16 protein-coding genes are annotated in these 20875 nt (G+C 54.9%); 7 read left to right on the top strand and 9 right to left on the bottom strand.

Annotated features, from left to right (window positions below):
• The 4 genes from WCI03_12520 to WCI03_12505 all read left to right on the top strand — a co-directional run.
• The coding region (locus WCI03_12520) for a hypothetical protein (protein MEI8140676.1) at positions 1 to 197 on the top strand (197 nt) is incomplete at its 5' end.
• An 18-nt stretch (positions 198 to 215) separates the two neighbouring features.
• Positions 216 to 716 carry a D-lyxose/D-mannose family sugar isomerase gene (locus WCI03_12515; protein MEI8140675.1) on the top strand — a complete coding sequence of 167 codons (501 nt, stop codon included), beginning with the start codon at positions 216 to 218 and terminating at the stop codon, positions 714 to 716.
• Positions 713 to 2053, top strand: a complete 1341-nt coding sequence (locus tag WCI03_12510) for a hypothetical protein (protein ID MEI8140674.1) — start codon at positions 713 to 715, stop codon at positions 2051 to 2053. The genes WCI03_12515 and WCI03_12510 overlap by 4 nt, the downstream gene beginning before the upstream one ends.
• Positions 2050 to 3351 carry an FGGY family carbohydrate kinase gene (locus WCI03_12505; GenBank protein ID MEI8140673.1) on the top strand — a complete coding sequence of 434 codons (1302 nt, stop codon included), beginning with the start codon at positions 2050 to 2052 and terminating at the stop codon, positions 3349 to 3351. The genes WCI03_12510 and WCI03_12505 overlap by 4 nt, the downstream gene beginning before the upstream one ends.
• 14 nt (positions 3352 to 3365) lie before the next feature.
• Here the strand turns inward: WCI03_12505 and WCI03_12500 are convergent, their stop codons facing one another.
• Positions 3366 to 4844 (bottom strand): NapC/NirT family cytochrome c, encoded by a 1479-nt coding sequence (locus WCI03_12500; protein ID MEI8140672.1) that lies wholly within the window; start codon positions 4842 to 4844, stop codon positions 3366 to 3368.
• Positions 4845 to 5032: 188 nt separating this feature from the next.
• Between WCI03_12500 and WCI03_12495 the strand changes: the two genes are divergently transcribed.
• Positions 5033 to 7144 (top strand): cytochrome c3 family protein, encoded by a 2112-nt coding sequence (locus tag WCI03_12495; protein ID MEI8140671.1) that lies wholly within the window; start codon positions 5033 to 5035, stop codon positions 7142 to 7144.
• A 133-nt stretch (positions 7145 to 7277) separates the two neighbouring features.
• The gene (locus tag WCI03_12490; GenBank protein ID MEI8140670.1) at positions 7278 to 8963 is read left to right on the top strand and encodes a hypothetical protein; all 1686 of its coding nucleotides are present in this window, start codon (positions 7278 to 7280) and stop codon (positions 8961 to 8963) included.
• Between the two features lie 89 nt (positions 8964 to 9052).
• Here the strand turns inward: WCI03_12490 and WCI03_12485 are convergent, their stop codons facing one another.
• From WCI03_12485 to WCI03_12470, 4 genes are all read right to left on the bottom strand, one after another.
• Positions 9053 to 9793, bottom strand: coding sequence for a hypothetical protein (locus WCI03_12485; GenBank protein MEI8140669.1), 741 nt, complete (start codon positions 9791 to 9793; stop codon positions 9053 to 9055).
• Positions 9794 to 9840: 47 nt separating this feature from the next.
• Complete coding sequence (gene ccsB / locus WCI03_12480; GenBank protein ID MEI8140668.1) at positions 9841 to 10650, bottom strand: c-type cytochrome biogenesis protein CcsB; 810 nt, start codon at positions 10648 to 10650, stop codon at positions 9841 to 9843.
• The gene (locus tag WCI03_12475) at positions 10650 to 11864 is read right to left on the bottom strand and encodes a cytochrome c biogenesis protein ResB (protein MEI8140667.1); all 1215 of its coding nucleotides are present in this window, start codon (positions 11862 to 11864) and stop codon (positions 10650 to 10652) included. Before WCI03_12475 ends, ccsB begins: the two co-directional genes overlap by 1 nt.
• A gap of 383 nt (positions 11865 to 12247) precedes the next feature.
• Positions 12248 to 12847 carry a multiheme c-type cytochrome gene (locus WCI03_12470; protein MEI8140666.1) on the bottom strand — a complete coding sequence of 200 codons (600 nt, stop codon included), beginning with the start codon at positions 12845 to 12847 and terminating at the stop codon, positions 12248 to 12250.
• Between the two features lie 383 nt (positions 12848 to 13230).
• On the opposite strand from WCI03_12470, the gene WCI03_12465 reads away from it, so the two are divergent.
• Complete coding sequence (locus WCI03_12465) at positions 13231 to 13962, top strand: hypothetical protein (protein MEI8140665.1); 732 nt, start codon at positions 13231 to 13233, stop codon at positions 13960 to 13962.
• 12 nt (positions 13963 to 13974) lie between these two features.
• Here WCI03_12465 and WCI03_12460 read toward each other — a convergent pair whose 3' ends face one another.
• The 4 genes from WCI03_12460 to WCI03_12445 all read right to left on the bottom strand — a co-directional run bounded on the left by WCI03_12460 (position 13975) and on the right by WCI03_12445 (position 20710).
• Complete coding sequence (locus WCI03_12460; protein ID MEI8140664.1) at positions 13975 to 15378, bottom strand: cytochrome c3 family protein; 1404 nt, start codon at positions 15376 to 15378, stop codon at positions 13975 to 13977.
• Positions 15375 to 16775: a hypothetical protein gene (locus WCI03_12455; GenBank protein MEI8140663.1), complete on the bottom strand. Its 1401-nt coding sequence runs from the start codon at positions 16773 to 16775 to the stop codon at positions 15375 to 15377. The genes WCI03_12460 and WCI03_12455 overlap by 4 nt, the downstream gene beginning before the upstream one ends.
• Positions 16776 to 16980: 205 nt before the next feature.
• Positions 16981 to 19296, bottom strand: coding sequence for an ammonia-forming cytochrome c nitrite reductase subunit c552 (locus tag WCI03_12450; protein MEI8140662.1), 2316 nt, complete (start codon positions 19294 to 19296; stop codon positions 16981 to 16983).
• A gap of 130 nt (positions 19297 to 19426) precedes the next feature.
• Positions 19427 to 20710, bottom strand: a complete 1284-nt coding sequence (locus WCI03_12445) for a hypothetical protein (GenBank protein MEI8140661.1) — start codon at positions 20708 to 20710, stop codon at positions 19427 to 19429.
• Between the last annotated feature and the right edge of the window lie 165 nt (positions 20711 to 20875).

The raw sequence follows: 20875 nt of genomic DNA, 5'->3' as shown, positions 1-20875 counted from the left end.
CGAAGGCACTGGAGCCGGGGCGCCCTCGCCCCGGGGGAATGGAAGAACCGGCCCGGGGGCGGGCCAGCTCCAGAGGAGGGGATGAAGAGGGGACAAGGAAAGCCCGAAGGCACTGGAGCCGGGGCGCCCTCGCCCCGGGGGAATGGAAGAACCGGCCCGAGGGCGGGCCGGCTCCAGAAGAGGGGAAAGAAAACTAGAGGAGGGGAACGTAAACTATGAATGAACTAGATAAAGGACTGGACATCAGCATGCGCGGTGTTGCCGCGCGGCGTGCGTTGGCGGTGTTCCGCAGGCAGGTCAAGGCGTGGGGCGTGGCGATGCCGACCATCAAGCCGCTGGTACTGGACTTCGGGATTGGCGAATACGAAAAAACGGGACTGATCGAGTACTGGATCGCCAATGAGGCCCGGGCCGGGTATTGCGGCAAGTACCTGTTTGTGTTCGACGGGCAGACTTGCCCCGAACACCGGCACCGGAAAAAGCATGAGACCTTCTTTGTGGTCAAAGGCCAAGTCCGCATGCGTTGCGGCGGGCGTTCACGGGTCATGAAGGAGGGCGATGTCCTACCTGTCGCACCCGGGCGCAAGCACAGTTTCACCGGCATCGGTCCGGCGTTGCTACTCGAACTCAGCATGCCCTGCGAGATCGCGGACAACTATTTCACCAACCGTGATATCCCCATCGGGGGGAATGCCGCCTGTGGGGGACGGTCATGAGCCTGCTTGCCGGTGCCGCGACGCGGGAGTTGAACCCCTCTGCATCTGCGCCCCTGTTCGGGTATCCCGGGGTACGACGGATGTCAACGGGCGCGCATGACCCGATCCTGGCATCGGCCCTCTATCTGGCGGCACCGGAAACGATCGGACAGTGCGTCGTGATCCTGTCGCTCGATATTCTTTTTCTGGAACCGCCGTTGGCGCGCCGGTTGCGGGCTGCGGTTGCGCAGGAGGCCGGCGTGCCCGAGGCCTGTGTATTTATTGGCTGCACCCACACACACTCCGCCCCGGTCTGCGCCCGCCTGTTGGCCTGGCACGGCGACGTGGGCGCGCCGGAGCCCGACCTGCTCTATCAGGAGTTTATCCTGCGCCAATCGCGGTCTGTTGTTGCGGAAGCCCGCCGGTGTGCGGTTCCCGCCGCCCTGGCCTGGACATCGGCCGAGGCGCGGGGTGTCGGCGGCAACCGGCATAGGCCCGATGGCGTGACGGATCCCGAATGCGGCATCCTGGCTGTGCGTCCGGTTTCCGGCGGGGCGCCGCTGGCCACGGTGTTGGTCTACGGGATGCACCCCACGGTCATGCATGAGGATTCCACGCTGATTTCAAGCGATTTCCCGCATTACACCCGGCTTCAGATCCGGGAACGGTTCGGGGCCGGGCATGTGACGGTCTATCTCACCGCCCCGTGCGGAGACCAGAGTCCGCGGTGGTTTGTCAATGGCCAGACCTTTGCCGAAGCCGAGCGTCTGGGGCGCCAACTTGGCACGGCGGCGCTCGCCGCCCTGGATCGCTTGCCGGCGTCGGCCTTCGCGAGCGAGGGGGTGCTCCGTGGACACCTGAAGTCTGTCCCTCTGCCTCGCCGAAAGCTTCCGACGCCCGTCATGGCGGAGGATGACCTGCGGGCGGCACGAAACCACTTTGCCCGTCTGCAGGCGGAAAAAGCGCCACGGGCGAAGATTCGTACCGCGGAATGCGCCGTGTTCGGCGCCCAGTCTGCAGTATGCCTGTCCAGGGCGGAGGAGCAGGGGGTGCTGAAGTCCTTTCTCTCGGAAGCCGGTGAACCGGAGATCCAGGTTCTCGGCATTCATGGCGGGGTGCTGGTTGGAATCCCCGGCGAGATCTTCGTTGATTATGCGCTGGACCTCAAATGCCGCGCTGGTTCCCGCGTGTTTCCCGTCAGTCTCGTCAACGGTGAGTTGCAGGGCTACATCTGCACGCCGGACGCCGCGGTGGCTGGCGGCTATGAGGCGGCCAACAGCCTGTATGCGCCTGAAGCCGGCCCGATTCTGGTGAAGGCGGCGCTGGACACGCTTGCGGATCTGGGAGAGGCACGGTGAGCAGGTCGCGCGAAGCCATCCTCGCCCTTGATCTGGGTTCGACCAATCTCAAGGTTGCCCTTTTTGGCTCCCGTCTGGAAAGGTTGGAGGTGGCGGTGCGGCCGGTGGCCCACGAGTATGGCGCCGATGGTCGTGTGGAACTGCCGGTTGAGCCGTTTCTCAGTAGCGTCAACGACGCCATCCGGAGTTGCCTGTCTGCGGTGCCTGGCGTCTCGCTCCGTGCCATCACTCTCACCAGCCAGGCGCAGACTTTCACGCTGGGCGACGCCGCCGGTCAGGCACTGATGCCGTTCGTCTCCTGGCAGGACAACCGCGGCGTTGCGGCCTGTGATGCGCTGGCCCGTGAGCCAACCCTCGGCGGGTTCGGCCGGCATTCCGGTTTTGCCGGTCTGCTACCGGCGCTTCAAATTGCCCAGCTTCGAAGGCTCCGCGATGAACAACCGGAACGGTTGCGGGCCGCCCGCCATATCCTCTCGCTGCCGACGTTTCTGGTCCGCGCCTGGATTGGAAGGGCTGTGATGGATTCGAACCTTGCCGCCATGTCGGGGCTCTATTCGCTCGAGCTCGAAGATTGGTGGCCCGTTGCCCTTGAGGCCGACGGGGTGAACCGGGCTCAACTTCCCGACTTGGTTCCTGTGGGTGGCCTCGCCGGTGAAACCATCGAAGCAGCCGCGACGTTCGGTATCCCTCCGGGTGTGCCGGTGTTTCTCGCCGGTAACGACCAGACGGCGGGGGCGTATGGCGCCGGAGTCCATCGCGAGGGAGGACTCCTGGTGACCCTCGGTACCGCCCAGGTCGCCTATGCCGTGACCCCGCGCCTCATGCCGCCGTCCGCCGGTCTGATCCGCGGTCCCTTTCCCGGCGGCCTGGCCTACCGCATGGCCGCGGATAGTTCGGGGGGTAATCTCATCAACTGGGGGCAGACGGTCCTTGCCGGCGCGGGGAATGATTCCGCCTTCTTCGAACTTGCCGCCGCCGCGCCTTCCGGGTGCCGGGGATTGACGTTTAGCGCCGATGTCACAGCCGCTGCGGGGGGGTGGCAGGGAATCGGCTTGCATCATCGGCCGGAGGACTTTGCCCGATCCATTCTCGAGGAACTTTGTCGGCGGATGGAAGGGATGATCCAGCAGTTGGGGGTCGAATTGCCCGCCGATGGCAGGCCTGTGCTGATTGCAGGAGGCGGAGGTGCTTCAGCCGTGTGGCGGCAGCTCTTGTCCGAGCGCCTGGACTGCCCGGTGTACCGTGTCGACGGCGACCCCCTCCTGGGCGCCGCCGCGCTGGTTTCTGAAGCGCTTTAGATCCGTTTTTCAGCTCACGGACTGCCTGTATGACAGGTATCGCAGCGGGCCGTTTTCCAGTCATCTCCGATATCCTCAGGATGCTTAAACTCCAGCCCGGATGACGTGAACTCAGCCAATTCCTTGCCGGGACCTTGCGCCAGGATCGTGTGACAGGTGTTACAATCCTTTGAAATCCGCTTTCCAGAATCACTGACGTGTTCACCATCATGGCACCGGAAACAGCCCGGGGTAATTTTGTGGCCAATGTGATTCGGGTATTCAGACCAACTGACCTTCATTTCAGGGAAAAAGTTACCACAGTATATTGCCTGTAACTCTCGAATCGTCCCCTCAAGCCGTTCATCACCTGGATATTTTACCCGTAAGTCGCGATCCATCACCTCTAAAGCCTCCGCTTCCGTTTTGTAGGGTGCGGCAAGCAATTTGGCTGTCACTGCTTTTAATGAAGGCATGGCACTGTCAAGCCGCCCCGCAGCCATCGCCATATCCAGCAACTCATTCGGCGAACGGTAAGTGTGGGCAGGCCGATTGTGGCAGTCTATGCAATCCATACTGCGCTGAGGGTATGAGGAGGCTTTCCCATCAGCGATTCGAAGTTTTTTATCCTCGGTCTGGTAAATCGTCACCTTACCGGACTGATCAGTCACCTGAACCCAGGGAATGACCATACGCTGACGATCGGTAGCGATGTACTTGACGGTATTAACCCCCTCCATATGCCAGTGGATGCCCCTGATCTGACCATGTGCCGGATTCCCGCCACCAATATTAAGCAGCATCTTGATCGTCCAGGGTGAGTTTTTCTCATCTGTTCCGTAATGTGTCCACGTCCGCAATACCGCGCCAAAAAACTTCGTCGGCCAATGACAGGCCAGACAGGTATCCTTGGCTGGCCGGAGACTCTGCACGGGAGTTTCAATCGGACGGTGATATTTATTAAAAAGGACTGAATAGACCTGATAGAGCCCGGAGATCTTGGCTTTTACAAACCATTCAGCACCCGATCCGATGTGACACTCTGCACAGGACGTGTTCGCATGGGGCGATTGCTTGAAAGCCGTATGCTCCGGCTTCATCACCGTATGGCAGACAGTCCCACAGAACTCAACCGACTCGGTAAAATGATAAGCCCGATAGGCGACTACAACGCCACCAACGACCAACACAGCGCCCAACAGACTGAACAGGACGATATGCATGACCGTTTTCCGATCGCCAAGATCGATAACCGGCAGGCGGGGCAGGCCCCCCTCTCGCTTCATTCGCCAATGGGTTAGTCCCATTCCTAAAACCACTAACGCCGCACAAGCCCCCGCAAACATGGGGATCAACAGATAACTAACCAAACCGAAATAAGCCGAAAGATTTTCCTGAGTGGCATCTATGATAACCATGATCAGGCCTATCAACAGAGCACAGGCGCCCAAAAGAAGCCCCAAAAGGCTTACCCAATTCCTGAGCAACCTCGAATACTTCGTCGTCTCATTCATGTTCGTTTTCCCCGTTCAATAATTTCAAGAAGAAGGATAGAGGAGCCCCCTTCGTAATGCAAAATGAATAACGGGTATCTGGCCTCAAATCTACTTCTACTTTGCGTAGATTTGTCCTATTTACGATAGAGCCCCACAACCCTATAGTTGTGCGGTTTAAAAATGACGAAGTTAGAGGAGACAACAGAGTGGATAAAATGATTTTGGGCCTTGTCGTTCTCTTTTCCTGTTTAGGCCTCACCCCGGCCTCCTGGGGCGTAACGCTTTCCAACAGCGAATGCCTGGTATGCCACGACGACCCCGCCCTAACCCGTATGGTCATGGGCCAAACTCAGTCCCTTCACGTCGCGGAAGGGGCTTTGAAAAAGTCAGTTCACTCCCAGCTCGCCTGCACAGAGTGCCACGCCGGAATCAAGGAACTTCCACACGCCGATAAACTCGCTCCTCCCGCTTGCGGCAGTTGTCATGATGATATCGCCAAGGACTATTCCGCCAGTATCCACGGGGTCAGCCAGAGTATGGGGGCCTCAGGCGCGGCGACCTGCTCCAGTTGCCATGGATCGCATAACATCGTCCCCGTCAAACAAGGTGACTCTCCGGTGTTCAAGCTGAACCTCCCCGCGACCTGTGCGCGGTGCCACAGCAACACCAACCTGACGACAGAATATAAAATGAAATTCCCGCAAGCCGCCAGCCAGTATATGGAAAGTATCCATGGCCGCGCCCTGCTTAAACTTGGACTCATTGTAGCCCCCTCCTGTAACGATTGTCATGGCGTTCACAATATCCGCCGCAGCGTGGATCGGAATTCCTCAATCAACCATGCCCATGTGGCCGACACCTGTGGCAAATGTCATGTGGGCGTGGAAGCGACTTACATGAAGAGCGTTCATGGCCAGCTACTGGCCAAGGGCGATTCCCGCGGCCCTGTTTGCACGGACTGCCATACCGCACATCAGATCGAATCCCAGGCGGGCGGCAACCTCAAGGCTGCCAGCGACCAACGCTGCGGCAAGTGCCATCAGGATCGCCTGGAAAACTATATGGAGACCTATCACGGCAAGGCCATTGCCCTGGGATCCACACATAATGCACCTCAGGTGGCCGCCTGCTACGACTGCCATGGGCATCATGACATCCTCCCCCCCTCCAATCCCCAGTCCCACTTGTCGAAAACAAACATTCTCCAAACTTGCCGCCAGTGCCATGAAGGGGCCACAGAAAAGTTTACCGAGTACCTGCCACACGCCGATCCCACGGATCGCGAACATTACCCCCTTCTCTATTTTGTATTCCTCTCCATGACCGGCCTGCTGGTGGGCACCTTTGCCTTCTTCGGTTTCCATACGGCCCTCTGGCTCTTCCGCTCCGTCTATCTCTATCTCCATGATTCCAAAACATACCGGGAAGCCAAGATCAGCACCCAGGTGGGGGATCAGTGGTTTACCAGATTCTCCCCGTTTGAACGGATGTTGCACATCATGGTTGTCACCAGCTTCCTCCTGCTGGTCATTACGGGAATGCCCCTGAAATTCCATTACACGCAATGGGCCAAGGTAATCTTTAATGTTCTGGGTGGCGCCCCGGTAGCCCGCTCACTGCACCATTTTGCGGCCATTATCACCTTTATCTATTTCGCCCTGCATCTGACAGACCGGTTCCGGGCCTGCTGGCGGGGACGAACAAATCTACTGGATCCCTTAACCGGACGGATAACCATCAAGCAAATCCTGGCCATCACGTTTGGCCCTGATTCCATGATTCCGAATCTGGACGACTGGCGCCAGTTTATCGCACATCAGAAATGGTTTTTCGGCAAGGGGCCACGTCCGCAATTCGACCGATGGACGTACTGGGAGAAATTTGATTACCTCGCGGTATTCTGGGGTGTCGCCATGATCGGGGCCTCCGGTCTGGTCATGTGGTTCCCCATCTTCTTCACCCGTTTCCTGCCGGGCTGGGTGATCAATGTCGCCATGATCGTCCATTCCGACGAAGCCCTGCTGGCGGCAGGCTTTATCTTTACCTTCCACTTCTTCAACACACATTTCCGGATTGAGAAGTTCCCCATGGATACGGTCATCTTTTCCGGGCGCATCTCCAAAACGGAGATGATCCACGAACGTAAACGGTGGTATGATCGCCTGGAGGCAGAAGGCAAACTTGACGATTACCGTGTCCGGGACGAATGGTATCGCTGGAAGGAAATCGCCAAGACGTTTGGTTATCTGTTCTTTGGCACGGGCTTGATTCTACTGGTGCTCATCGCCGTGGCAATGGCCACACGTCTGACACACTAACCGTTTTGGAGTGCGGCGGCTTGACGCGCTTACACATGGCCCGGCTTGACGGGCCGAAAGTCAGAAACCAGTGCGTCAAGCCGCACTGGAAGAAAGCGGTGTCAAGCCACCGCACTCCAAATAAAGGTGAAATATGGGCATGATTTACGTTTCGTTACTGACTGTATTGCTCAGCTCAGTTTTTTCATTGAACGTCCTTGCCATCGATAACTCCGACTGCTTTTCCTGCCATGAGGATAAGACGCTCAGCAAAAAAGATGCGTCAGGCAAAACCGTGAACCTGTTTGTAGATGCGGCAAAGTATGCCGGCTCAAGCCACGCCAGCAACACCTGCACCAGCTGTCACACCGATATCACCGAAGTTCCGCATCCGGACAACTTTGCAGCCAAACCCGTCGCTTGTGTGGTCTGCCATACGAACGCAGTTCGCTCGTATTCCGCGAGTACTCACGGGATCTCGCGGCAAGCAGGTAACCTCAACGCCGCCTCATGCTCCGACTGCCATGGGAAACACGGGATGATCCCGGCCCGGCTGTCGACCTCCCCACTCAGTCATGACCATCTTGCGGAAACCTGCGGCAAATGCCATCCCCAGGCCGTGGAAGTTTTTCAAGGAAGCATTCATGGCAAAGCGCTGGCGCGCGGAATTCGGGATGCGCCAACCTGCACAGACTGCCATTCGGATCACCAGATAAGCAACCTCAGAACCGCCTCTTCATTGAAGGTTGCCGAGGATGTCTGTAGTCGTTGCCATGCCTCGGCCCGCTTCAATGCCCGGAACAACCTGTCCTCCGATAAGGTCAGCAGCTTTTTTTCCAGCTATCACGGCATGTCGGCGAAGTTGGGTTCGAACCGAAGCGCCAACTGCGTCAGTTGCCACGGCGCCCATAATGTGCTGCCCTCTTCAGACCCAAAGTCTACGGTGAACAAAGGCAATATGGTGAACACCTGCCGCAAGTGTCATCCGGAGGCTAACGAGAATTTTTCGCTGGGAAAAATCCATCTCGACGCAACGTCCCTCTCAAGCCCCGGGGATCGTATCAACTGGTGGATCCGCCACACCTACCTGCTGCTGATTGTGGGCGTGATCGGCGGCATGCTGGTTCATAACATTCTGGTTTTCCGCCGGAAGTTTTTAATCTTGCGAGCCAAAAAAGGGCGTACCGTCGTTCGAATGACAAGGTCCCAGCGCTATCAGCACTTCTTTCTACTCACCAGTTTCAGCGCCCTGGCGATCACCGGGTTCGCACTGATCTATCCGGACTCCTGGTTGCATTACCTGATGGGTTCCAGCGAAAATGTCCGTCGTCTTGGACATCGTTTCGCGGCTGGCGTTATGATGGCACTGGCGGTGTATCACACCATCTACATCATGAGCGCAAAAGAAGGACGAAAGCTGGTTAAAGACATCTTCCCCTGTCCCAAGGACGTTCTGGATGTGATTGGGAATCTGCGATACCTGATTTTCCCACGGGCTCCGAAGCCAGCCTTTGCCCGATTCACTTATGGAGAAAAGGCGGAATATTGGGCGGTAGTCTGGGGCACCCTGATCATGGGGCTCACCGGCGTCATCATCATGTTCAAGATGAATATCACGGAATGGGCGCCCCGCTGGGTGATTGATGTGGCCATCACCATCCATTACTACGAGGCCATTCTGGCCGTATTAGCCATTATTGTCTGGCACTTCTATCACGTGATCTTTGATCCGGATGTCTACCCTTTAAATACAGCCTGCTGGGATGGGCGCATGCCGGAACATCTCTATCACGAGGAACATGAATTGGATACGGAGACGCTAGCAGAGGCGGAGAAGTAAGGTTACAGGTTACCAGTTATTGGTTATCTGAAATTCCTCACCGGAAATATTCATTAACCAATAACGAATAACCAATAACTTTCAAACACCTACTTCGCAACGACCGTCGCGTCTTCCAGAATAACATCGTATTTGTAGCCAGAGCCGAAGTCCTTATTCGTGTTCAGTGTGCCACTTACGGTAACAACATCCCCGACACGCACTTCAGCCTTGGTGGTTACTACTAAGTCATTCGCACCTTCGGGGCCTGTTCCATCTCGCAAGTGCAGCCAGTTCAAACCCATGATTTTCGGAGTAACCTTCACAACCTTTGCCCGGACTACCACGACTTTGCCAGCCAAATCCGTTTTACCAGCCCAGACTTCCGCCACCGTTTTCCCGCCATCAGGCTTCTGAATGGACTCCATAGCGGTCGACGTCGCAGCCCTAACCATGCCCGGCACCGCAGGATGTCCTGACGGAAGCTTCACGGCTCCATTGCTTTGATTCACTCCACCGCTTCCAGCCTGAGTAATGGAACCTGCCAGATAGAGTTCTTCGAATTTCCGGTTCAAGGCCTTGCTCTGAAAGTTCTTGGCCAGCATTCCCCCTTCAACCGAAACACTATCCCCCACCTTGACTTCAAAAACTGGACCCGCCGCCCAAATCGTCTCCTTACCCGTGTTGACCTGGACGTAGGTATAGCGACTGGCGTTCGTGGTCGCCAACACAGTGCCCACAAAGGAGGACTCGGCCTTGCCCGACATCTCTCCCGCCGCCGCACACATATCAGCCCCCATGGCAAACCGACCCAGCGTCAACGTCATCACAATAATAATAATTTTGTACATTACCAAATACCGCATTTTACTTATCAACAACCGCGGCCTTATCACGACTAGGCGTAACTGTGTAATCCTGACAACAGAAAATTAACTCCGTAATAGGTAAACAATACCGAGACAAAACCGATAATCGAAATCCAGGCTGCCCGGCGCCCACGCCAACCTCGCATGAAGTTGAAATGCAGAAATGCGGCATAAATAAACCAGGTGATCAACGACCAGGTTTCCTTGGGATCCCACGACCAATAAGTGCCCCACGCTGAGTTTGCCCACACCGCACCAGTAAGAATTCCCAGGGTGAGAAATAGAAACCCGAAGGAAATGGTCTGCGCGACAATCGTCTCCAACGTTTGCCGCGTCTCCTCCTGAGCCGTACTGGTCTGGCGAGTGGCAATCAGATAGCCAGCCGACGCCACTGCCGATATCGCAAAGGCACCATAACCCAAAAAGCAGGTCATCACATGAAACGACAACCAATTGCTTTGAAGCGCCGGCATCAATGGCCGAATCTCGGACTCAAAGGTGCTGGCATGCGCCAAGGCCAAGGCGGAAAGCGCTGCTGCCGCTGCAGCCAACCAGGGAAGTTTCGTGCGAATCCGCAGCAGAAGATAGACAACCGCAACCGTCCATGCAAAAAGGATCAGCGATTCGAACATATTACTGAAGGGTGCCCGCCCCGCCTCAACCCAACGTATTCCCAAATAGAGTGTCTGAACGCATACCCCGGCCACAATGAGCCCATTGGCAGCAAAGTCAAAAGCGTTCCTCCGCGACATAAGACAAATGACCGCACAAACCATGGCACAGAAATAGGCCGCGAAACTCACATTAAAAAGCATCGTCATGTTCAAGATTGTCGTCATTAAATTTCCCCTTTCGTCCGTCGTTGCTCCCCAAGCCAGGGACCAACGCAAAACACCAGCGTCAGACCTGCCATCATTAAAATGAACCCTGCATAGACAACAGGAATCCCCGGGTCACGAACCACTTGGAGGGCACTCCAGGAAAGATCATCGGGATTGTAACTTGTTTGATAGAAGGAAAAACCGCCCCACGAAAAGGGGGAATTAACCGCAATCGTCGGAGTACTCATCACAGCGCCATTTTCAATAACTTCAATTGTACTCTTGAACGCCTTGATCGGCCCCTGTCGCCCCATATCGGTCGGTGAACCAGCCTGGTAACGGAACTTCAGCGGCATGACTTCACCGGCACTCGCATGACCACCAAAATCAGGGAAGCGCGCGAATACCCATTGCGTGTTGGTCGCGCCGCCCCCCACGACAGTTACCTGAACAGCTGGATTATTAGGGGCATCTGAACGGGACTTCACATCGCCCGTCGTACCATCAATCATAAAGTCCGGCACATAACGCAGGACCTTGAGCCTGAACGCGGGGCTTGCGCCTGGCGCCGCATCTGCGGGCACGACGGGACGTTCCACATTCAAGACGATCGGGAAGTCAGCCTCCCAGTTTTTTTCCACCCACTGAACCGACAACTTTTCCGCCGTAGCCTCTGGCAATGCCCCCGGTGTTTTGTGAAACTCCAGTTCGAATTTTTTTAGCCGGATTGAAAAAGGAAGCGTCATGGGGCCATCCGGACTTTCGGCGCTATTCACAACCTGCCCCTCATGGAGCTGAATCATGCCTTTCTGTCCCCAGATCACCCGGATCACCCCTCCTCCTAAAACAAGGAGAAGACTGACATGAGTAATAAATGAGCCGATCACCCGGAACCGGGCCGCACCGGTTGCGCTTTTTATCGCACGATAACGCCGCCCTGTACAAACCATCAGACTGGCCGCCAAGGCAAACAACAGACCGACAAACCACCAGGAATAAAAAACGCGCGTCAACCCCAGCGCGGACAATACTTCCAATACCTGATGCCCACCCGGCCGCCCCAGATAGGACTCCACCTGCGAGCCTTGCGGAATCAAGGTCCCCGCAATGCAAGCCATGGCAAGAAGCAAAACCACCGTGAGCGCAAACACCAGAGACCCCAGCAATCGGGTAATGGGGTTCCCCACACCAGATACCCCGCCCGCCCCATTCGTTTTCGATGAATCACTCATAGTGGATAAATATAATCTTTTTTAGAATCTATGGCAACAGAACAAGCAGTGCAGACACACCTAATTTCTCATTTTTCCGGCATTATTGCCACCCATTGGCGGCGCGGATTTGGAGTGCGGCGGCTTGACGCCGCTTTCCTATGGCCCGGCTTGACGGGCCACACCCTGGATGAGGCGCGTCAAGCCGCGCCTTTACAAAGCGGCGTCAAGCCCTGCACTCCAAACAAACCTTCCACTGGAATATCTGAAGAAATTAGACACGTCTGCCCTAATAGGACAATGGGTCCCACCAATCTTAATCGTAATCTCTATCCCTCCTCATCGCCCACGGTCAGCACGGGGAAAATCAGATTATGATTACGACTAAGAATTACCAAAGCAGTTTACTTCTGCGCTTTGGGATTGGGGTGCTTGATTTTCTCGTAGGCCTGCTCGACATCAAAACCGACTTTTTTACCGTCTTTCGTCGTATACTTATCGGCCTTCCAGGTGGGAGACTGTTCGTTATGACACAGCGTACAACTGGTCGTGGCAGGATAAATCATCCCGGCTTCGATACATTGTTTCTGGTCCTTCATGATAGCCTGGGACTTATAATTCTTTCCCGGCCCATGACAAGACTCACAGGAGACTCCATCTTCAACAAGAACCTTGGTCACATCTGCTTTGACTTCTTCGGTGAAATTGTAAGCCGTGGAATGGCACTTCAAACATTTGCCACTTTTCTGAGGTTCGGAAATACCCACTTTGGCACCTGCCGCTTTGGCTTCCGGGCTGGCCAGCAATTCATAAGCCTTGGCGTGAGGACTACTCAGCCATTTAGCAGATTGGTCACCCGTATCCGCCTTCTTATGACACATTGCACAGGATTTTGTTCCCACTAACAGTGACGCATCCCGATCTGCCGCGACGGCCGAAAAAGACAATAGAACAGAAACCATAACAGCACCCGACACCAGCCACTGATTCGTTATTTTTTTCATACATTCCCCTGTGTTTAAGAGCCTTTTGACAGAACATGAGCTTATTGAACTGTCTTTGATTTATATCAGATTCCTGGATTGAATATCAAATGATTTTCGAGGATATTCCGTTAATTTTGCCTATGATGCTTTCATCTTTTTAGAGCCTCACACTTACCTCCCTGCCCACGCGGCTCAGGCAAGCTTCGCCCTCCAGCAGAATGATCTTTATCTTCTCAATATTTCTTTGGAGGGCGAACCTTGCGTGAGCCGCTTCATTGTAGGGCCCAGCAGGCGTTCATAAATCGTGATCCTGTTATTAGGCGAGGATTTAGGTCACTGTAAAGAACTTGATGAGAAACGCGGCATTGACTAAAATCTTCATCAATAAAATGGAGTCACTCATGAAATCTTCTTATCGTCTTCTCACCCTATCTGTGCTTGCCGTTGGCGTCGCTGTTCTGGTCATAGCATTCTGGCATCAACAATCAGAACTGACGCGCGTTCGGAATGCCTATGAAACATTGGCAGCGCAACAAACGGAACTCTCTCAGTCTCACGTACCGATACATAGAAGCACTGAGAAGCCAAGCGGGGCCGTATCTGCACCTGCGTTAGGGAACACCATTGCAGCCTCCCCGGAAATACCCGCCAGCCCAACTGGTGAAGGGGAGGTATCCGAGTCAATTCCCAAGGGCAAAGGCCTGAAACCCTGGCAGAAAACAGATTTAGCGTCACCGGCACCAGCCCCCACGGGGGATCGGTTGATTCTGGCGGAAACCAGTGCTAAACCTGTCGCTGATGGCGTGGTTGCCACCATCAAATTCAACTCAACAAGCAACGCACCAACCGATCAACTCGCCCTCGTTGTCCGTCTGGACAAACGATCCGATACCAGAATTCTGAATTTGGAACCTTCAGACCTATCTAATTACACAGGCGTATCGCATCGCGTATCTGAGAATGGAAAATTCGCCATCTTTATGGGAACCATCAAGGATGCTCGATCCATTTCGTTCAATCTCGCGCTGTCTGGACCGGACACAGCCGACGTGAGGGGTTCCTGCGGGATCACACCATTTCTGCTCGAAGTCAATACGGGGGGGGCGACCGTCAAGAATTTCCCCGTCCGCTGAAATCCGTTTCGCTCAAGGCCTGTGACAATAGGAGCAGTTACCCTGAGCACCGAATCGATTGTGAGTGGAGGGCCAGGTGCTCTGATGAACCAGAACACTGTTCCCGCCTGAATGACAGGCAGCGCACTCATCTGCCGCTGGCGTACCCACGTGACAAGAGAAACAATGTCGATCACGCCACCCGGCTGAATGTGGATCGGGATGATTGGCCAACGACGTGACTCCCTCATGACAAACCGCGCACCCTGCTGCCTCGGGTCCCGCATGACAATTCTGACAATGCTGGGTTCGCCAGCCCGCGGCATGCGGATTGGAATGTCCAGCGGCTAAAGAACTTCCATGACATACCGAGCACTGCTGGGCATCTGGTGAACCGGGATGGCAACTGGTGCAATGCTGTTGCCGCCATCCGCCACGATGCGGATTCGGATGATTCGCAATCGAGGCGCCACCTTCATGGCAAACTCCACATTGTTCAGCTTCGGGCGTTCCAATATGGCAGCTGTTACAATGCTGATCACGCCACCCGGCCAGGTGTGGATTGGGGTGCGAACTGATATCGGTCTCATGGCAAACAACACACCCGGTTCCTGTGCCCTTGCTCGTATGACAACTGAAGCAGTGACTTCGATCCCACCCCGCCTTGTGGGACTGGGGACGAGTATCGGCATGACAGGCGTCACACGAATCCTGTTGGTGACAAACCAGACAGCGCGCACGATCCCAAGCCCCCTGTGTTCCATGGGTCTTTAATCGCCACAAGTTGTTGTGTGAGGCCGGCATGGTAACTTGATGGCACTCCCTACATGATTCTTCACGGTGACAAACCCCGCAGGCATTATCCGGCTCAGTGCCCAAAGCCCCATGCCGTCGCGTCCAGTTTTGCTGGTGATTTTTGGGCGGGGTTTTGGGATCCAGATCCACATGACATGCGGCACAATCCATTCCCCACCGATGGGCTTCTTCGCGCATTCCAACCTTCGCCTTGCGGGTCATCTCGGGAACCCGCTCCAATTTCTTCTCCATGAGAAGTCCGTGACAGTCCACGCAGCGGTTCGTCAATGCCGCAGTATGGACAAACATACCGCTCGCCTGACTGGCCATTTTTGCTGGCTTATCGAGTGACAATTCACGTAAATCCTTGATCTTGTGACACATCCCGCAGGTCTTTGCGTCAATCTTCTTGGATTCCACCCACTCTTCATGGCAGTCCTTACAAGACGCATGCGTGGGAACAGCAAAACGGCCATCCGCCAGCTTGCCATGACAATCGGCACAAGCCATTCCGTTGTCGGCAACATGGAGGTTATGACTGAACGCGAGCTTGTAGTCATCTTCCTTGTTACAGCCAGACAGTGCAATCACCGCCAACACACTAATGGCCACGAAGAGAATCCGGGGAATTAAATTTTTCAAAATTTCACCTCGACTGACCCACGGGCCCTATAGCTCAAATCTAAAGCGTCTTTTCTGTCCTCAATATCCCCCTGTAAGCGCAGAATCAACTTACGGGTGACATTCCACTTTGTCCGGGCGAAATACGTGAGGGTATAGGGAGATTCTTCGGTAACTGTCCCATCCTCACGAAACACCGTCTGTCCACCATTGATGGAGTAGGATATATCGGAATAGTTCTGGTAGGTATAATCCACATAGGCGGAGCCCACGCTGACTTCCCAGATTCTGCGGTGTCGATAGCGGACTTCCCCGCTCAGGCCGAGGAAACTGTCACCCTCATCCACATCCCAATATTGCAGGGAAAGCGACGAACTCAAGGCCTTATTGGGTTCGAAGGTCAACGTCAGATCATAATCGCGATAATCACGATTACTATAATTCTCATCCCCGCTATCAGTAAGCCGGGCCGATACTCCGGGGGAGAGCATCCACTTGGGCGAGAAGGCATACGACAGTCTTGAATAGAGGAAGGTGTAGGGCTGCTGACCACCAAATTGGTTATAAAGAGGCGAATACGCTCTGGTTTTTGCGTCAAAAGTTCCCCAGCGACTGCCACCCACATGCAGGTCAGTATTGCCATCAGGCGCAAAAAATGAACCATCCAGTCGCGCCATACGGAACTCATCGTTGAGCACAGACAGTTGGCCACGTGTCCGCACGGAATCGGTCACATCCTGCTGGAGATCAATGAAATAGTTCTGATCGTCTCCGCCCTGGCGATCTTCATAGTATTCAGCCCAGGTAAATCGCGTCCTGTTGCCAGTCCAAGGGCGCCCAACCACCGAGGCGCCGCCGGCAATATCGCCGGACACAGCCGTATAGTAACTAACAGGGACGCCCACATACACCCGACCGCCTAAAGGCCCGTTTTCAAAAAACAACGCCTGTCCCCCATCCATTTGCAGGTAATCGGCGATATCCACATACTGGCGACCCAGCCGTAGACTCATGTGCCCTTTGGGATCGTGAACATCCCCATAGGCCTGCAGCAAACGATCCTCAGTCACCCCTTTGGCATCATCCACGCTGCGATAGGTCCCATCCTCAGCCGTGGCCCCATCCAAATCGGTATGCTCACGCCCTGACGCATAGAAATCAAATCGCCCATTTGCAAGGTCACGCCCGCTCCCATACCAATACCCGTAGAGATCGGAATCCTGCGAGGAACCTTCAGACCGGTAATCATAGTCCATTCGGATGCGGCCCTCGTAGTGAGGCTTGGCCTGATAGAGGGAAACGGGGGTGGGCTCAGAGTATCCACTGAGGGGACTAAGAACTAGACAAGCCACAATCCCTGACAGGATTTTTGGCGTTATCCCGGCGCCATTCCTGACGGTCACTCGTTTCATCGTCATGGTCAATCCCATAGCTGGCTTTTATCAAAAAAATACGTGGAGCGGCAATGGATAATCCCTCCACATGCGACTTCCTGCCCATACGGCTCACACGAGGTTCGCCCTCCAAAAGAATATTCCATCATTTCCACGATCTTTCTTCATGGAGGGCGAACCTCGTGTGAGCCGTGTCACTGCGTGGCGTCATAGTCGTCCTCAGGTGACCTTACGGGACTGTAATCACCCGGTAGAACTTATTGGTCGCGTTACGCTTGGACTGCAAATTGTAGAACCAGGCGTTTGAACTGACAAAGCTGGGGCCAATGTTCGTCCAGGTGCTGGTAATATCCAGCGCGGTGACCGCCTGGAACTGCTGCGTGACGCCCATTGTACCGGGCATATAAGCCAGTTCCAAGGCGGGCAACAGGCTCACAGAATTGGTTGTAGGTTTGGAACCCGCGCTAAGAGGATTACTCCCGCCCTGCAATTCGGCAAGATCAGAAACGCCATCGCCATCGGAGTCGCTACTATTCGGATTGGTCCCCGCCGCCATCTCCAGCGCATTGGACACGCCATCATGATCAGGATCATCCGATCCGTTATAGGCGGTGAAACTCCCGAAGTTTGCTACTTCCCACGAATCCAGAAGCCCGTCGCGATCCACATCAATCCCGCCCTTAAGGTCATCAATGGAGGCCTGCAGGATGGAGGCCGCATATTTCGGATTATGCACCCCATGACTCCTGTCCTCTGTGACAAACAGGTAGTTATAGAGCGCCTTCCGCTGGCTCAGGGTATAGGCCGAAGACGGGGTCACGGTGGCGGATCCAACGGGAGGAAGCAGCAGGGCAAGGGTGTTCACCAAGCCATCAATTTCGGTTTGGGTCCCTTCGATCACGCCGTCATGATCATAATCCACACCGCCGATATTAAAGTCCTCAATCTCGCCATGGCACTTGACACAAGTTTCCGTCAAATCAACCGTGGTTGAGTTGGTGGTATAACTAAGACTGAAGGTATGGGCACCAACCTTGTTCATGGCCACACCATTGGTGGGAGTCTCCTGCATATGGCACTCGATACAGGAATCTTCCAGCACGTTCACATGCCGCGAGCTCGGCATCGTCATGCCATACTGAATTGCATTCGTACCGAACAGCATGTCTGTCTGCGGCCCATGATGAGGCCCGAAGCGGGAGGCGCCTGATGGGGTCAGAGCGGGCAGCACATACGTCTCCGCATCCTGCCGGGCCTTATGACATTGCATACACAGCAGGCCATTGCCACCTAGCGTGAGCTTCGCATTGTTCTTCAGGACAACATTGGTAAAGGAACGGAGCTGGTAGTCGCCCATACCGGTGCTATGGGGATCATGGCAGGCGACGCAGGTGATTCCCTCATTCGCAGTCCCCAGACGCACAGGATTGGTGACCCCCGCCCAGTCGGGATCATTCACCAGAATGAAATCCTGAGCGCTGTGACAGGGCGCACAGGAGGCTTCAGTAGCATAGCCCTTAAACACGGTTCCGGTTGCATGAAGGGTCTGATTCCATTCATAGTTTTTCACATGATGCGTCATGCTGTCATGGCAATGCCCGCAATTTCCAGCGCTAAGCGAAATGCCGATGGCCTTGATATCCCCGAGGTTTCGCGCATGACGATCAGCAGGACCATGGCAACTTTCACACTGGATGTTGGATTTGTTCTTGAGCGCCAGGGGCATGAGATTCCAGTTGTTTGTCGCTGCGGCAGTCGCCAGATTGGTAGGATAAACCCAGCCGACCTGTGTCGCGATATCATCAAATCCTCCGTTAACTGCACCCGCCGTCTTGTCATACCCGAGCACATGGCACGAAACACAGGTTGACTTGAACCCGGAACCAGCCTCACCATTGATTTTACGCGTGAATGCCGTGGCATGAGCCGTCTGCCCCCAAAAATCCATCTTGCTACCGGCATTGGGCGCATTATGACACAAAACGCAAAGCCCTTCCCCGTTGGGTCCACTGTAATTATTAGTCCAGGCAACGCATCCGATATACAGGGAACCGTAGCAGGTATTCGTGGCATAGATGGTTTTATTGGTGAGCGTGACCGCAACCATGACAATAAAATCATTATTGGTGATAAAAGGATCGCAGGCGATGTCAGGAACCAACAATGTTCTCGCGGCGATACCGTAAGAGAGCCTGTCGCCGCCATCGAACGAAGCCACAACATTGGTTAGCAATGGACTGGTCTGAAAAGTTGCCACAGAATTCGTGGGCCGGTTGATCCAGGACCAACTCACATTGTTCACCGGCTGCCCCTTGGTTACCAACGCTTCCAGATAGAGAGGCTGCCCCACTCCGACGTTCGCAACGCCATTGGCCAACTGCGTGGTGTTAGTCAGTCCGGCGTTTTTAATTTCCCCGGGTGTCAGCGGCCGCGTCCTGATCACCACCGTCTGGGCCTGTACACTCATCGCTCCCAAAACTAACGTTGCCACCAGCACAACCAACCCTACGCCACCACACAAATTAACTCTATTCAGACTGAACATACGATCCCCCCTTGGTTGATTCTATAAATGAAACAATTGTTACACTTCATGTACAAATACGGAAATATCTTGATTCCTGAAAATAATAGCACATTTCAACTCATGTCGGGGAACCGGAGAGATCTACGATTTATGGGACGGGAATCCGTGTGGATGGCGGTGCGACCCAATAATCCCGGTATTGCCCTGGCAAACCGGGGAGGTTCGCCTCGGCAGCTTTCACAAGATTTGCCATTTCCCGGGCGGTCACATAATGGAGCTGCCAATTTTTTCCATCATTGAACTCCTGCTGCAACACCTCATGGGCCTGCCGCATGGCTTGCCCCAACAGAACAGCCTGATTGGCCGGCACACACCCATGCGTATGAAGCTTCACAAACGTCCAATCCGGGCGCCCTTCAACGTGAATCTGCTGACGTGCCCATAACCGGATTCGATCCGCCGTGGGTGGATTTACCCCTGTTATCTCCGCATTCTCCAACCTCGGCAAAATCCCCCATTTCCGACGGCGCCAATTGAGTGCTAATGGGCCGGTGATGAGGAGCAAGCCGCCTCCGGCGGCGTTATTAGTTATTGGTGATTGGTTATTCGTTATTGAGACTGATTCACTTTTTGTTTTCTTCCCAATAACCAATAACGGATAACCAATAACTACCTCCCCATTATCCGCCCCTCGCGGACGACCGGGAATATCACTGGCATAATAAATCGCATTCACCATTCGAGGCTGGGTCGGTGATGGGGCGGATGGAAACGTAAAGTCTGCATAGCAGCCCGTATCGGCCAGAATGCCAAGCTCCTCATTCACCCCGCACCAATCCCCGTCCGGCCGTGAATTGCAAAGGGCCCAGTTGCCATGGATGAAGGCGTAGCGAACTGCGCCGTTGGCTCGGTTATTTGTTCTTGGTTCTTGGTTATTGGTTTCATTTACCAATAACGGATAACCAGTAACGGATAACGGCGCCAAACCCGTCTGTTCAATGTTCGATGTTCGTTCTCTCCCTAGCAACCCATGCCTCTCATGCAGCAGGTCACGAAAATTCACCAGCTTCTCACGAAAACCTTCAGGGGTGTCATGGCGGTGATGAAGGTGGATTTCGACCTCGCCATAGCCTTTGCGGCAAAACGCAGCCAGGTCATCAAGGATGGCGGCATCATACTCTTCCTGTGGATAGAAAAAGGTATGTTGAGGGGGGCGCCCATCGGCATCGCGGAAGGAATCCGCGGCCGCAGGGTAAGCCGCTAGCCAATCACGGACTGTCTGCCGCGCAGTGACCGCATCAACCCCATCACGGAACGGCTCGAAATGATCGCAGACAGCGACAATCAGATGGCGGGTGCCCTTGCCCGCACGGGGGCGGGCAAGGATGGAACGTAAATACCCCGGGAACCACTTATCGATGGCTTTGAACATGTCGACTGTTTATCACGGGGGGGCAGAGAAAACAACCCCTCACCCCAGCCCTCTCCCCCAAGGGGCGAGGGAGTAGATTGAGGGGAAGATGATCTATTCCCTCTCCCCTTGGGGCTGATCTTTACCCACATCTTTTACATGCACAGGGTGGCGGGATCATTTTTG

This window comes from bacterium, from assembly GCA_037143175.1.
Lineage (GTDB): Bacteria > Verrucomicrobiota > Kiritimatiellia > CAIKKV01 > CAITUY01 > JAABPW01.
The sequence above is the reverse complement of the archived record's forward strand: the minus strand, read 5'-3'. Positions and strand labels throughout refer to the sequence as shown.